The following is a 14,012-nucleotide window of genomic DNA, read 5'->3' as shown; positions in this document are numbered from 1 at the left end:
AGCGAGGGGGGTGGGCGCCATTCAGGTTCGCCCCGCCCGTATCCAGGATGTCGCGGCCGCCGCGGGGGTCTCGGTGTCCACGGTGTCGAATGTCCTGAACCGGCCCGAGCGGGTAAACGCCCGCACCGCCGAGCGGGTCCGCGACGCGGTCGCCGCGCTCGACTACGTGCCGCATCCGGGAGCCGCAGGTCTGCGTACCGGCCACTCGTCCTCGATCGGCCTGGTACTGCCGGATGTGGCCAACTCCTTCTACTCGCGCATCGCGCGCGGTGCAGCGGACGCGGCCTACGACCACGGCTACTCCCTCGTGCTCTGCGACAGCGGTGACACCCCCGAGCGGGAGCAGGGCTACTTCACGATGCTGATCGAGCAACGGGCGGTCGGGGCGGTGGTGGTACCGCTCGGCGCCGACCCCACCCGCCTCACCCGGCTGCGCGAACGCGGCATCCCTCTGGTCCTCGCGGACCGTGCGCTGTCGGCCCAGGACGGCTGTTCCGTCTCCGTCGACGACATCGCCGGCGGCCGCATCGCCGTACAGCACCTCCTGGACTGCGGAGCACGCGACATCCTCGTCGTCAACGGCGAACGCGGCATCGTGCAGTGCGCCGACCGCTACCAGGGCGCCCGCCAGGCCGTACGCACCCGCCGCGAGGCGCGCCTGCGCCAGGCCGTCGCCGACGAAATGACGGTGGCCTACGGCCTGGAGATCGCCCGCACTCTCGACGAACTTCCCGACGGGGTCTTCTGCACCAACGACTTCCTCGCCGCAGGTGTGTGCCGTGGACTCGGCGAGCGAGGGGTGCGCATACCCGAGGAGATCCAGGTGGTCGGCTACGGCGACCTCGACATCGCGAGCTTCGTGGGCACCACCCTGACGACGGTCCGGCAACCTGTCGAGGAGCTCGGCAAGGCCGCCGTGGGGATGCTGCTCGACGAGGTGGAGGCCCGCGCCGAACACGCCCACGAGACAAGGGTGTTCGCGCCCGACCTCGTCCTTCGCGACTCCACCCGGCCGCTGTCAGACGGGGATGCGTAGCGTCACGGGTCCCATCAGCCCCGACGAGAGCTGGGACGGGAACGCCCAGGCGGTGGGGGTGGCTTCGGCGAGATAGGGAGCCAGGGTGTTGTTGACGGTCACATCCAGGCGGACCAACCGCCCTGCGGCCCCCGGGAGTTCGAACCGGTACGGAGGACAGAACGCCTCCCCGACACACTCCCCGTCGAGATCGACCGACACGCTGCCACGCACCCGCCCGAGATCCAGCACCGGGTCCGGCCCGGCCGGCACCTCCACCTCCCGCGAGTACGTGACACCACCACTCCAGCCGCCCAACCCCAGCAACTGCCAGTCACCCAAAGGCAGTTGAGCCGGACCCGTCCGGACGCGCACCGGCCCGCTCCAAGCGGAGCCGCCCCGCAGTACGGCCGTCGGCGCGGTGACGATCTCGATCTCCGTGGGCTCCGGGAGGGGCTGATCCAGTGTCAGGACCCGGCCGTCGAGCCGCATCTCGTTGCCGTCACCAACCCTCACCCTCGCGGGCAACTCCACCGGCAGGTCCAGCGATACGGTGCCCGGCGGCACGGTGAAGCGGAAGCGCTGGGCGCGTTCGCGAACGGTGTCCATGGACCGCAGCGGCAGCACGGCGGTGCCCAGCACCGGTGCGCCGGTGAGCCACTCGGTGTCCGGCAACGGGTGCGGTCGTACGGCCGCGTAGCAGTGCTGCAACTCGCCCCACCGGCCCTCGTGTTCGACGGTACGACCGTGCCACTCCCCCGACTCGGCCTCCCAACCAGCCCCGCTCACCAAGGAGTTCGCTGCGGCCACGCAGTCGACGAACACCGCCTCGCGTGGGTGAACGGCGTCGGCCACCACCTCCAGTACGTGTTCGCCTTCGCCGAGGGTGAGTTGGTGGCGGAAGAACATCGGTACCGCGCCCCAGTCGGACTCGTAGTACTCCACCTTCTCCTGGCGCGCGACGACCGCCCCGTCGAGCAGGACGGTGACGCCCACCGCAGCGCCCACGACGAGTACCGCCTGGCCAGAGGCATGGAGACGCCCTCGATAGGTCACGCCGCCGGATGGTCGTACGTCCTCCGGCAGGCACATGAACTGCGGACGTGCCGCGAACCTGTCCGGACGGGCCAGACAGAAGTAACTACCCAGTGGGGTGTCGGCCGCGCCGGAGATCAGCAACGGCCGGTCCTGAGCCTCCCCCAGTTCGTACTCGAGCACGTTGCGCGACCGTCCGACCTCCACCCGAGCGGTGGCGAGATACCCGGTGCCGATGTTCAGTCGCTCACCGTTCCACCACACCCGCTTGGCTGCCGCAGCGCCGATGTGTAGATCGGCGGGTCCCCGGTGGTCCGTCTCCACGATCGAACGGACCCGGGCGATCGTTCCGGGCCCGGGCACGGGGACGCGTACGAACTCCTCGGTGACCAGCCCCTTGTTGCCGAGCAGGCCGTCCGGGTCCGGGATGCCGCGGCTCGACGAATACAGCGAGACGCCCCAGTTCGCGCCGGACGGGGTGAGGGGAAGTTCTCCGGCGAGGACTCGTTCAACACCGGGCGCGTCCAGCGGAACAGGGGCCTGCGCAGAGGAAGTTGGAGGCAGGACGCGGACCCGGTTGCCGTAAGTCGCCCGTGTCTTCGACCAGTTCGCGTCGGGTGGGTCGGCCTCGGTCCAGCTCATGGTCCAGATCTGCGGTTCGACGACGGACGAACCCGCGGGGAGCGCCAGGTCACCCCAGGTGTTGTCCATGGTGGGGACCAGGCGGCCCTCCCAACCGCTCGACAGGTCGATCGTCCGTTCCTGCTTCGGAGGTTGTGGTGCCGTCGGGGATGTCTGCCGGGTGCCTTCGCGCCATACGACGAGGGCGGCGGGGGCACCCTCCAGTGGCACAGCGATGGTCGAGAGGCCGTCGGCGACAGTGACGTGAGCCGGTCGGCGGGCGCCCGTTGCCGGGTTCCAGATCTCCGCCTCGGTCACCACGGCGTGCACGGTGACGGTCGAATGGTGGGCGTAACGCGCCGGGTCCGCCGCGTGGTCGGCATCGCCCGGCTGCGTGCGGGCGTCGGGGAAGGTCCCCGTCACCAGGGCCACTGCCTCAACTCCCTTGCGCCTGACCAGCAGTGGCACATCGCCCGTCGCGTGTCCGGCGGTGTCGGCCACCGCCGACGCTCCGGCTTCGGCGTCGTTCGCCCGCTCCAGCCGGGGATGCTTCAGCAGCGCCGCTACGACGGAGTCGTCACCGGACTGGCCGGCCGCCGTCGCGGGCGGACGGCCTACGACCACCACCCGGCCGCCGGCGTCGAGGAGTTGGGTCAGTCGGCGTGCCGTCTCCTCCTCCAGGACGCTCGCCGAAGGCAGCAGGACGGCGCGGTACGCCAGGTCCGTGACGCGCAGGGCTCCGTCGGTGGCCGTGGCGCGCTGCACGGAGGCGTCGTCGATGACGTCGAAGGCGATGCGGTGCCGGTCCAGTGAACCGATGTGCGGGGCAAGCCAGTTGTTGGTGCCGACCAGGTCCAGATAGTCGCGCTGCGTTGCGTCGACATCGGCATGGTCGTCGCCCAGGCGGCCGTCGCCGAAGTGCTTGACCGGTACGTCGAGCGGGATGAGGGCCTGCATGGTGGCGGTGGGGTGCAGGACCGCGACATCGGCGCTGTAGATGCCCCAGGACATGATCGAGCAGATCCGGGCGACGGCCCGGGAGAACGCCGGGTACTGCTGCCAGTAGGGCTGGCGCCAGTCGGTGGACGGGGGCGCCCACTCGAACCAGCCGCCCGCGGTGCCGAAGTAACTGGCGTGCGGGTTGTACAGGTTGGCGCCGCTGCGCAGGAACGGCAGGAGCCAGTCGTAAGTGTCCGCGAGGGTGCCGCCCCAGCCGGAGGAGTGGAACGCCTCGATCCAGACGCGCTCGTGGCCGTAGAGGTGGGCCATGGAGGAGTGCACCTTGGAGTCGCCGTGATGGTCGCTGCCTACGGCGCCGTACCAGCGGTGGGTGCGGAAGTAGTCGGTGTAGATCTGCGTCGACTGGGCCGGGTAACCCGCCCGCGCGGGGTTGCTCTGGTCAGCTCCGATCAGCATGCCTCGTTCGTCGTGCCAGGCCGCGAGCGGCTTGAAGAGGGCCTCTTCGGTGAGTTCGGCGCGGACGGCGTAGTAGTCGGCGCGGATCTTCGCCGCGCGGGCGGTCACCGGGCCGAACAGGGCGGGCAGCTGGTCGAGGAGGTCGTAGCCGCGGCGGGTGCGGAACTCGTCGGGGAAGCGGTGACTCCAGGAGTTCGTGCCGGGCAGTTCGTCCTGGAAGCTGCCCGCGATGACGTTGCCCAGGTACTCGGGGACGCGGCGGTCGTACTCGTGGTGGACGGCGTCCAGCAACAGCCCCACGGCGTACGGGTCGAGGTAGTCGAAGGCCGTGGGGACGGCTACGACGAGCTGCACGTCTGTCCGGTCGGGTGCCGGGACCCGGAGGGGGCCGGAGTCGAGGGCCACGGGCAGGCATCGGCCCTCCAAGTCGTAGGCGGCGACGAGGGTTTCGGCGCCGCGCAGTGCGACCGTGCCGTCGGCGACGGTGGCACTGCGGATGCGCAGTGCCCGGCCGGTGGCGTCCAAGTGCCGTCGGGTGATGCCGCCTTGGACGTTGGCGCCGGAGAACCCGATCTGGTCGTAGAACCACAGGCGGGTGCCGATGTCCCGGGCGATGCGGCAGGTGTCGGTGAAGCGGTCCCACCACTCCTCGCCGAACCACGGCGGGTCGTCGGTGCGGGCGCCGAAACTCGGGCCTGCCGGGGCGAGGTTGATGATCACGAGGTTGTGGATGCCGCCGTCCGCGAATCTGCGCAGCTGCCAGTCGAGGCGCTCGCGGGTGACCTTGGCGCCCGACCACCACCACAGCGGGGTGGGGCCGAAGTCCCGGGGCGGGGCGTCGAAGAGCTGCTGCAGCGCGGGAGAGATCACGACGGCGGTCCTTCCGAGTACGGCTCGGTCACCCTCATGGATCAAAAACGTTTTACATCGGCTCGGCTGTCAGCTCGATCGTCAGCCACCTGCAATGTTGGCACCGGTTCCCAGGGGCGGGAAGGAGTCCGGCCCTTCTTCCCACGGATGGGTGCACGAGGGCTTGTTGGAACGTTTTTTGAACCCTATATTCACTGCGACCCCGGCCCAGAGCCGCGAGGAGCCGCATCATGACCCGATTCTCACGTGCCACGGAACACACGGAACAACCCATTCCGAAGTACTTGTGGAAGGTCGCGGCCCTCTCGGGCATGGCCTCCTACCTCGACGCCGCGCTCATCGTCAGCATCGCCGTCAACCTGGCGATCTACCGCGACAGTTACGACATGGGCGTGTGGATGGCCGGGGCGATCAGCGCGATCGTCACCGGCTGCATCGCCGTCGGCTCCCTCGTCGGTGGACGGCTCGCCGACATGTTCGGGCGCCGCCGTGTCTACAACCTGGACATCCTCTGCTACGCGGTGGGCGCGGTCGTCATCACGCTGGCGCCGAACGACATCGTGCTCTTCGTCGGCGTGCTCGTCGCGGGACTGGCCGCCGGTGCCGATCTGCCGACGTCACTTGCCGTGGTCTCGGATGCCGCGCCCGCCGAGGCCCGGGCACGTCTGGTGTCCTTCACCCAGGTCATGTGGGTGCTGGGCATCGTCGTCGTCATCTTCCTCGGCTATCTCCTGTCGGACACGGGCCTGACCGGGGCACGGTTCATCACCGGCCATCTGATCGTCGCGGCGCTGGTCACCTGGCTGCTCCGCGCCCGGCTGAAGCTGGCCACCGAGCCGGCGGACACCGGCGTAGCCGAAGAGGCCGTCCCCCACGGCATCGAGCTCAAGAACGTGTGGAACCGTGCCGCGCTGCTGCCGATGGTCGCGACCTTCGTCTACTACGTCACCTGGGGCATCGGCGCCAACACCTTCGGCCAGTTCGGCACTTACCTGCTGGTCACGGTCAGCGGTGCCTCGCAGAGCCTGGCCACCGGGATCAACCTGGCGTTCCTGCCGATCGCGTTGGTGCTGACCTTCGTCTTCGTACGAATCGCCGACACCCCCTGGCGCGACCGGCTGTTCTACGTGTTCACGGTCGTGCAGGTCATCGCCTTCTGTATCGCCTCCCTCACGGCCGGCGCCCTGGTCGGCATGCTGGTCTTCTTCGTGCTGTACCAGATCTCCAACCCCTTTGCCGGGGAGGCCAGTTACAAGGTGTGGTCGCAGCTCACGCTGCCCCCTGACACCCGTGGCACCACCCAGGGCCTCACCTACGCCCTGTCGCGCGGGGTCTTCGCCGGCGTCGCGTTCGTCACGCCCGCCCTGATGGACTACAGCGCGTCGCTCCTGCTCTGGTTGATCACCCTGTGCATGGCGGCGTCGGGGGTCGCGGGCGTGTACGTCATCCATGTCCTCATCCGGCGTTCCCCGGGCACGGTCGCCGCCCCGGCGCCGGGTCTGGGCGTGGCCCGGACCTGAAGAACCACACCGGCCCGGCCCAGGCACTCGGAAGGAACACCGCCCATGGCAACGACCGAACCCACGACCGTGACCACCGGACCCACGACCGTGAGCGCGGAACGCGCCGCCGCCCTGCGCGAGTTGCTTCCCCCGGTGCCCCGCCGCCGTACCCGGATCGGACTCGTGGCGGGCGGGCTCGGCGCCTACTGGCCGCAATTCCCCGGGCTGCTCCCGCAGTTGAAGGAGTCGTCCGCGTATGTCGCCGAGCGCTTCCAGCAGATGGACGCGGAGGTGACCGACGTCGGCTTCATCTCCGACGCCCAGGAAGGAGCGGTCGCCGCGGAGCAACTCCGGCAGGCGGACTGCGACTTGATCGTCCTGTTCCTGACGACGTACCTGACCTCGTCGATGGTGCTGCCGATCGCCCAGCGCTCGCACACCCCCGTCCTGGTCATCGACCTCCAGCCGTCCGAGCGGATGGACCACGCGTCCTTCGACACGGGCGCCTGGCTCGCCTACTGCGGGCAGTGCCCGGTGCCGGAGGTCGGCAACGTGTTCCGGCGGGCCGGCATCCCGTTCCGGTCGGTGTCGGGCTGGCTGCGTCAGGAGTCGGCGTGGCGGCGCATCGAGCAGTGGATCCGGGCCGCCCGGGTGCGTGCCGCGCTCCGGCACGCCCGGCACGGTCTGATGGGGCATCTATATCCGGGCATGCTCGACGTGTCGACCGATCTGACGCTGCTTCCGGCGACGTTCGGCTCGCACGTCGAAGTGCTGGAGTTCGACGATCTGCGGCACCGGGTGGAGGAGGTGACCGAGGCCGAGACCCGTGAGCGCACGGCTCTCGCCCGGCGGATCTTCGCCGTGGACGACAGCGTGGTGGACGAGGACCTCGCGTGGGGGGCGACCGTGTCCGTCGCCCTCGACCGGCTCGTCGCGGACTTCGGCCTCGACACCCTCGCCTACTACCACCGCGGTCTCGACGGCGAACTGCACGAACGGCTCGGCGCCGGCATGATCCTGGGCGCCTCCCTCCTCACCGCCCGGGGCGTACCGGCCGCCGGTGAGTACGAACTCCGCACCAGCCTGGCCCAGTTGGCGACGCAGAGCATCGGTGCCGGGGGCTCCTTCACCGAGATCCAGGCCCTCGACTTCGAGGACGGCGTGGTGGAGATGGGCCACGACGGACCCGCCCACCTCGCCGTCAGCGCCCGTGACCCGCTGCTGCGCGGTCTGGGCGTCTACCACGGCAAGCGCGGCTGGGGCGTCAGCGTGGAGTTCGACGTCCAGCACGGCCCCGTCACCCTCCTCGGCCTCGGCCAGGACGCCGACGGCACCCTCTCGTTCATCACCTCCGAGGGCACCGTCGTACCCGGACCGCACCTCGCGATCGGTAACACCACCAGCCGTGTCGACTTCGGCCGGGACCCCGGCGAGTGGGTCGACGCGTGGAGTGCGACGGGTGTGGGCCACCACTGGTCCCTCGCCCTCGGCCACCACACCGCCGACTTCCGCGCCGCCGCGAGCCTGCTGGGCATCGAACACCGGGACGTGTGAGCGCGGTTGTTCGCCGCCGGCGGGTGCCGGGCGCACGCGTACACACGCGCCCGACACCTGAGCCGTAGATCAGAAGAGACTTCGGTCGTCGCTCCGCGGGTCCCGCACGACGTGCGGTTCATAGAGCCCGGCGCGGGCCGTGCGCCGCCAGGGCCGTGCCATGGACACGGCGACCTCCACGTCGCTCGATGCGGTGTCGAGGTCGACGACGGTCACCGAGGCCGTCCCGTCCCGTGGACCCTGGGCGAGCCACTCCCCGTCGGGGGCGACCACCCCTGACGGCACGAACTCGCTGAGCTGTGCGGGAGAGGCGAAGCTGACCCAATAGCTGTTGGCGGACGCGTGCCCTTGTGCCTCGGTCGCGAACAGTCGGGTGTCGTGGGGTGTCCCTGCGCCGGTCGTGGAGAAGAGGACACAGTCGACGTCGAGCCGCTCGTACTCGATGAACAGCTCGGGAAAGTGGACCTCCATACCGAGCGCGCACCCGAACCGCATGCCGTCGACCTCGAAGGTCACCGGCTTCGTGCCGGGGGCGTACATGTACGAGATCTTGGTGTGCGACAGCATGCGTTCGTCGTACCGGGTCGCCACCTCGCCCCGGTCGGAGATCACGTACAGGCTGTTGTGCGGACGGTGGGGCGCGGTGAGCCGGTGGACGGAGCCCAGCACGGTCCACAACTGCAGTTCCCGCGCCAATTCCGCCGTCGCGTTCAGTTCCTCCTGAAGCACGTTCCAATCGAACCGGTCCCAGTCGGCCGGCCCGACCTCGTCAGGGCCGTTGACGCTCATGATCCGCTTGTGCGGGAAGCAGGTGGCTCCTTCCGGGAAGTGCACGAGCCTGGCGCCGGCGCGATGCGCCTCGCGCATGAGGCTGCGCACGTCCGCCCCGCTGGCGCGCAACTCGGCGGCGTCGCGGGGGTCTTCGCGGACGACGGTCTGGACCACGGCCAACCGCAGCCGCTTCGCTTCCGATGCCGCCTCACCTGTGGGAGCCGGGCGGAAGTGCCGCCGTGAGGTCGTGTAGGACTCGCCCGTCTTGGCGGCACGAGCCCGCACCCTGCGCTTGAAGTTCCTTTTCGCTGTCATTCCTGGCCTTCCACGTCCCGCGCGAAATCCCCCAGCGACCACGCACAAGACGGCAGACCACGGAACGACCCGAGACAGTAAGCCCCTTTGCCTCCGATCAGGGCCGCGCTGGGGACGGCCGGAGGAGGTTGGGCGTTGGGCCACGCCACGCCCGATGATGCCGTGGCCGCGTTACACCGTCAACCAGCCGACCATGGTCGCGCCGCACGATGCCGTCTGCTGCCGAGAGTCCCGCCCCTCAGTACGGCGTCTGGATCCGGTGCTTCTCCAACGCCACGGAGTAACGGTTCAGCAGCGCGTCGAGGCCCGCCAGCAGAAGGCCCGCGGACTCCCCCGCGTCTTCCAGATCCCCGCGCTCGCAGGCCTCCACCACCTCGGCCACATCGCTGCGGAGGATGTGCAGGGAGTCGCCCTGGATCAGCACACCGGGGAACCGGCGACCGGGCAGCCGGACCACGGCGTCGTTCCCACCGTCAGTGAACAGTTCTGCGTCTATGCGCTCCATGACGCCATCCAACCCGACGTCACCGGCTGACATCAACGACGTTACGCAGAACCGAATTCGGCTCGACCCTCCGGGCAGACCCTCGCCGTCGCCACGAGCAGCGACCTCACCCTCTGGACCCGCCGCCGGACGCACTGACGTACCGTCGATTCCGGGGTTCACCACTGCGGCCACGCACCCAGAAGAACACCATCACCGAGGACACCGCGGCGACCGCGCACCAGGTCGAGGCGAACTCGAGCTGCCACAACGCCCAGCAGACGACCGCACCGACGCCGAACACGCTCCCCAGCAGCACCAGCCCCCGGTCACCGGACACCAGGAGTGAGCCGACCGTCGCCACGAGGTAGCCGGCGACGACCAGTTGGGGGTGGGGAAGGTCGACGACGTACCCGACGGTGTGGCCACGGATCTCGGAAGTCACCGGGCGCGCGGCGAGGGCGTACGCGAGTGTCGCGGCCGTCGCCACCCCGACCGCCAGCAGTACGCCGACCCGGGGCCGCGCGTGTGGTGGCGCGGCGCACCACACTCCCGCCGGGACCCACACCGCCAGCAACGGCAGGGCGATGACCGCCCAGGTGAGGGTGGCGGCGCCGGTGCCTCCGCCGGCGGCCCACACCAGCGACTCGACGATCTGATGGACACCGAGCACCCACGGCAGCGCGGCCAGCGGCAGATCGGCGGGCCTGCGGGTCCGGGCCACACAGGCCACTCCGACGGCGAGGATGCCCGCGCCCGCGACGAGATCGGCCTTCGCACTCCAGCACATCTCTCTCCCACGCGATCGGTCCGCATCCGCCTGCGCCAGCGTTCACGCTACGTCTCCGCTCCGCCGTGCGCCGGGTGACACCACCGCCGGGGCGTGCCGCGAGGGCATACCCGCGCGCACCCTTCAACCCCCGCTTCGCCCAACACGCCCCTCCCCCCGCCCAGTTGACGGCCCTGCCACGAAACCACCCCCGGCCTGCGCGAGAGCGTCCCCACATGATTGGCTGACCCCGCCCACCGCACACCGTGCGCACGCACAGGAGGACATCGCAGCCATGAGCAACGCCTACACGTTCGAGTACAAGGTCGTCAGCTTCCGGGAGTCGCTGATCGGCGACGCCCTGGACAGCGACAAGCTGGAGAAGGTCCTCAACAAGCATGCCGAGGACGGCTGGGGCCTGAAGGCCATCACCGCCGCCGACGTCAAGGGCCGCATAGGTCCCGGCGCGGTCGAGGGCCTGCTCCTCACCTTCGAGCGGCCTCGCGCGTAACCATCGATGCCGTGCGCGGGACGGGGGGCGGAAGTCGTCAGCGCCGATGCGTTGGGAACGGCGTACCGGGGCCCGGGATCTCCCCCGACCCGCGCGGGATCAGCTCGGTCGGCATGACGACCCTGCGCGGCGGTGACGTATCGCCGTGGATGCGGGCGAAGAGCAGATGCGCGGCGCTCGTCGCGAGGGCCACGGGGTCCTGGGCGATGACGGTGACCGGCGGGGTCAGCTGCGCGGCCAGGGCGAAGTCGTCGAAGGCGATGAACGCGACGGTGGCGGGCAGCACGGCCAGCACGCCGAACGCGAGGACTTCGTTGCCCGCGAGTACGGCCGTCGGCGGCTCGGGTGCGGCGAGGATCGCCGTGACGGCCCGGGCTGCGTCGGCGCCAGACCGTAAGCCGTGCCGGACGAGCGTCGGGTCGGCGTCGATGCCCGCGGCGCTCAGGGCCGCCAGATAGCCGCGGTGGCGTTCGGCGAAGGTCCAGATCTCCCGCTTGTCGCCGAGGTAGCCGATACGGCGGTGGCCGTGCGCGATCAGATGGCCCACAGCCCGCCGCACCGCGCCGAAGTTGTCCACCACCACGGTGTCCACGTCCAGGCCCGGCGCCGCCCGGTCCACGCACACGATCTTCGTGCCCTGGGCCTGCGCCGAGCGCAACAACCGGTGGTCGCCCGCGACCGGGGTGAGGATCAGACCGTCGACCCGGCGGGCGGTGAAGGCCGCGACGACCTCGCGCTCGCGGTGCGGGTCGGCGCGGCTGGAGCCGATGAGCACCATGTTGCCGCGCCGGTGGGCGACGTCCTCGATGGCCGAGGCGACGGCCGCCATGAAGGGGTCGGCAACGTTGTCCACCATCAGTCCGACGGTCTGACTCAATCGGTTCGTGCGGCGCAACTGCCGTGCCACGTCGTCGCGTTGGTAGCCCAGCTTGCGGACGGCGGCCTCCACGCGGGCGGCGGTCCGCGGTGCGACTCCCGCCTCGCCGTTGACGACCCGGGACACCGTCATCACGCTCACGCCGGCTTCCGCGGCTACGTCCTTCATCCTGGGACGGCTGGCCACGCCGCGTCCTCCAGATCTCGTCCAGCGCGACCGGACCGGGGCCTGTCCGACGGACGGACGGACGGCGCCCGCCCAATTCCCCGTTCGTTCACGACCCTTGACGCCCACCCACGGGCCTCCCAGAATCGACGAGCTGTTAACGATACCAACCAGAAGGCACAACATGGCCTCTGCAAGAGAACCCCTTCTCGCGGCGCACGGTGTGGTCAAGCGTTTCGGCCATGTCCAGGCGCTCTCGGGCGCCGACTTCACGGCGCACGCCGGTGAGGTCGTCGCACTGATCGGTGACAACGGTGCCGGCAAGTCGACTTTGGTGAACGTACTTTCCGGCGTGCTCACCCCGGACGAGGGCGAGGTGCGCCTGGACGGGGTGCCGATCCGGTTCACGGGGCCGATGGACGCGCAACGGCACGGAGTCGAGACCGTCTACCAGGATCTTTCGCTGGCGCCCGACCTGGACGCGGCGGCCAATCTCTATCTCGGCAGAGAACTTGTGCGCGGGGGCTTTCTCGGCCGCCTGGGCGTGCTCGACCGGCCCACGATGCGCCGTGAGGCAGTTGCGGCCTTCGGTGAGCTGGGCGTCGAACTGAAAGATGTGACGGCTCCTGTGACAACGTTGTCGGGAGGGCAACGGCAGTCCGTGGCCGTAGCGCGCGCCGTCGCCTTCGCCAACAAGGTCATCTTCATGGACGAGCCGACCGCCGCCCTGGGCGTCGTCCAGCGCGCCCGTGTCCTGGAGACCGTCCGCAGGGTGGCCGACCGGGGCATCTGTGTCGTCCTCATCAGCCACAACATGCCCGAGGTGCTGTCGGTCGCGGACCGGGTCGAAGTGCTGCGGCTGGGGCGCCGGGTCGCCTCGTTCACCGCGGCCGACACCACGATCGAGGAACTCGTCGGAGCCATGACCGGATCGCTGGACGAACCCGCGCACAACGGGAACCACGCCCCGGTCGGCACGACGGAAGCGGAGGACGGGCGATGAGCGCCAACAGCCAGGACATCAAGCCGACGGCCAAGGCGCCGGACGCGCCCGAGTCCGACGGCGGACGGTTCGCCGTACCTCCGTGGCTTCGACGGGCCGCCGGCGTCAGCGAGTTGTGGACATTCGTGATCCTCGTCGCGCTGGTCGCGTTCTTCACGATCGCGGCGCCGGGCAAGTTCTTCACCACGTACGACATCACGCAGATCGCGGTGAACGCGTCGATCTATCTGGTGCTCGGCGTCGGCATGACGTTCGTGATCATCACCGCGGGCATCGACCTGTCGATCGGCTCGGTGCTGGTCCTGGCGGCGGTGTCGGCGGGCGAGTACAACGTCCACCACGGCGGGCCCACCGCCGGCTGGGGCACGGTCGTCGTCTGCGTCGTCATCGCCCTTGCGGTGGGGACGGGTTGGGGTGCGTTGCAAGGAGCGGTGGTGGCGACCGGGAAGGTGCCCCCGCTGATCGTGACCCTGGGTGGTCTCGGCGCGGCACTGGGCATCGCCGAACTCGCCACCGGCGGCCAGGACCCGGCCGGCGCCGCGGCGACCCATCTCCAAAACAGCCTGGGATTCGGCAAGTTGCTCGGCATCCCCTGGATGGTGATCCTCGCCGCCGTGGTCACCGCCCTGTTCGGCGCGGTCCTCGGCGCCACGAGGTTCGGCAGCCACACCCTGGCCATCGGCTCGAACCCGACCGCCGTACGCCGCGCGGGCATCCCGGTCGGCCGCCACCTGATCAAGGTCTACGGCCTGATGGGGCTGCTCGCCGGTCTGGGCGCGGTGATGTGGCTGGCCTCGTACGGCACGACGTCCATCGCCGGGCACTCCACCGACAACCTGAAGGTGATCACCGCGGTGGTCCTGGGCGGCACCAGCCTGTTCGGCGGGCGGGGTTCCGTACTCGGCACGGTGATCGGCGTGTTCATCCCCGCCGTGCTGACGACCGGACTGATCGTCATCGGCGTCCAGCAGTACTGGCAGGACGTCGCCGTGGGCGTCGTCCTGGTCGTGGCCGTCTACATCGACCAGATGCGCAGGAAGACCCGAGAGCGCGCATGACCCCCGACCTGCTCTCTGCCCCTGTCCCCGCCCAGACCTTCGCCCC

The 14,012-nt window shown here is 70.0% G+C and carries 11 protein-coding genes; 6 read left to right on the top strand and 5 right to left on the bottom strand.

What is annotated here, in order from left to right:
- Positions 1 to 10: 10 nt before the first annotated feature.
- Entirely contained in the window at positions 11 to 1,036 is a 1,026-nt protein-coding gene (locus OO70_RS01255; RefSeq protein WP_043662635.1) for a LacI family DNA-binding transcriptional regulator, read from the top strand.
- Here OO70_RS01255 and OO70_RS01250 read toward each other — a convergent pair.
- Positions 1,019 to 4,957, bottom strand: a complete 3,939-nt coding sequence (locus OO70_RS01250) for a glycosyl hydrolase (protein WP_043662632.1) — start codon at positions 4,955 to 4,957, stop codon at positions 1,019 to 1,021. The two genes, OO70_RS01255 and OO70_RS01250, sit on opposite strands and share 18 nt — an antisense overlap.
- Before the next feature lie 230 nt (positions 4,958 to 5,187).
- Here OO70_RS01250 and OO70_RS01245 point away from each other — a divergent pair, with 230 nt between their 5' ends.
- Together OO70_RS01245 and OO70_RS01240 are read left to right on the top strand one after the other, a co-directional pair.
- Positions 5,188 to 6,477: an MFS transporter gene (locus OO70_RS01245; protein ID WP_043662631.1), complete on the top strand. Its 1,290-nt coding sequence runs from the start codon at positions 5,188 to 5,190 to the stop codon at positions 6,475 to 6,477.
- A 45-nt stretch (positions 6,478 to 6,522) separates the two neighbouring features.
- Positions 6,523 to 8,013 (top strand): L-fucose/L-arabinose isomerase family protein, encoded by a 1,491-nt coding sequence (locus OO70_RS01240; protein WP_043662629.1) that lies wholly within the window; start codon positions 6,523 to 6,525, stop codon positions 8,011 to 8,013.
- 69 nt (positions 8,014 to 8,082) lie between these two features.
- Here the strand turns inward: OO70_RS01240 and OO70_RS01235 are convergent, their stop codons facing one another.
- The 3 genes from OO70_RS01235 to OO70_RS01225 form a co-directional block, all read right to left on the bottom strand.
- Positions 8,083 to 9,099, bottom strand: coding sequence for a carbon-nitrogen hydrolase family protein (locus OO70_RS01235; RefSeq protein ID WP_043662627.1), 1,017 nt, complete (start codon positions 9,097 to 9,099; stop codon positions 8,083 to 8,085).
- A 238-nt stretch (positions 9,100 to 9,337) separates the two neighbouring features.
- Positions 9,338 to 9,604: a DUF6959 family protein gene (locus OO70_RS01230; protein ID WP_043662625.1), complete on the bottom strand. Its 267-nt coding sequence runs from the start codon at positions 9,602 to 9,604 to the stop codon at positions 9,338 to 9,340.
- A gap of 106 nt (positions 9,605 to 9,710) precedes the next feature.
- Positions 9,711 to 10,373, bottom strand: a complete 663-nt coding sequence (locus OO70_RS01225; protein ID WP_043662623.1) for a DUF6629 family protein — start codon at positions 10,371 to 10,373, stop codon at positions 9,711 to 9,713.
- A gap of 274 nt (positions 10,374 to 10,647) precedes the next feature.
- On the opposite strand from OO70_RS01225, the gene OO70_RS01220 reads away from it, so the two are divergent.
- On the top strand, positions 10,648 to 10,863 hold the full coding sequence (locus OO70_RS01220) for a DUF4177 domain-containing protein (RefSeq protein WP_019056094.1): 216 nt from the start codon (positions 10,648 to 10,650) through the stop codon (positions 10,861 to 10,863).
- A 37-nt stretch (positions 10,864 to 10,900) separates the two neighbouring features.
- On the opposite strand, the gene OO70_RS01215 is transcribed toward OO70_RS01220, so the two are convergent.
- A complete protein-coding gene (locus tag OO70_RS01215; RefSeq protein ID WP_324604825.1) occupies positions 10,901 to 11,926 on the bottom strand; it encodes a LacI family DNA-binding transcriptional regulator in 1,026 nt (341 codons plus the stop codon).
- A gap of 163 nt (positions 11,927 to 12,089) precedes the next feature.
- On the opposite strand from OO70_RS01215, the gene OO70_RS01210 reads away from it, so the two are divergent.
- Both OO70_RS01210 and OO70_RS01205 read left to right on the top strand, forming a co-directional pair.
- Positions 12,090 to 12,908, top strand: coding sequence for an ATP-binding cassette domain-containing protein (locus tag OO70_RS01210; protein WP_051740435.1), 819 nt, complete (start codon positions 12,090 to 12,092; stop codon positions 12,906 to 12,908).
- On the top strand, positions 12,905 to 13,966 hold the full coding sequence (locus tag OO70_RS01205; protein ID WP_043662618.1) for an ABC transporter permease: 1,062 nt from the start codon (positions 12,905 to 12,907) through the stop codon (positions 13,964 to 13,966). The genes OO70_RS01210 and OO70_RS01205 overlap by 4 nt, the downstream gene beginning before the upstream one ends.
- Positions 13,967 to 14,012 lie beyond the last annotated feature (46 nt).

The sequence above is a fragment of the Streptomyces xylophagus genome (assembly GCF_000716435.1).
In the GTDB taxonomy this organism is placed as follows: Bacteria; Actinomycetota; Actinomycetes; order Streptomycetales; family Streptomycetaceae; genus Streptomyces; species Streptomyces xylophagus.
The sequence above is the reverse complement of the archived record's forward strand: the minus strand, read 5'-3'. Positions and strand labels throughout refer to the sequence as shown.

What these genes read in the sequence shown, in the direction of transcription:
- OO70_RS01245 (WP_043662631.1), top strand. Translation starts at nt 5,188, where the DNA reads ATGACCCGATTCTCACGTGCCACGGAACACACGGAACAACCCATTCCG.
- OO70_RS01240 (WP_043662629.1), top strand. Translation starts at nt 6,523, where the DNA reads ATGGCAACGACCGAACCCACGACCGTGACCACCGGACCCACGACCGTG.
- OO70_RS01235 (WP_043662627.1), bottom strand. Translation starts at nt 9,099, where the DNA reads ATGACAGCGAAAAGGAACTTCAAGCGCAGGGTGCGGGCTCGTGCCGCC.
- OO70_RS01230 (WP_043662625.1), bottom strand. Translation starts at nt 9,604, where the DNA reads ATGGAGCGCATAGACGCAGAACTGTTCACTGACGGTGGGAACGACGCC.
- OO70_RS01225 (WP_043662623.1), bottom strand. Translation starts at nt 10,373, where the DNA reads ATGTGCTGGAGTGCGAAGGCCGATCTCGTCGCGGGCGCGGGCATCCTC.
- OO70_RS01220 (WP_019056094.1), top strand. Translation starts at nt 10,648, where the DNA reads ATGAGCAACGCCTACACGTTCGAGTACAAGGTCGTCAGCTTCCGGGAG.
- OO70_RS01210 (WP_051740435.1), top strand. Translation starts at nt 12,090, where the DNA reads ATGGCCTCTGCAAGAGAACCCCTTCTCGCGGCGCACGGTGTGGTCAAG.
- OO70_RS01205 (WP_043662618.1), top strand. Translation starts at nt 12,905, where the DNA reads ATGAGCGCCAACAGCCAGGACATCAAGCCGACGGCCAAGGCGCCGGAC.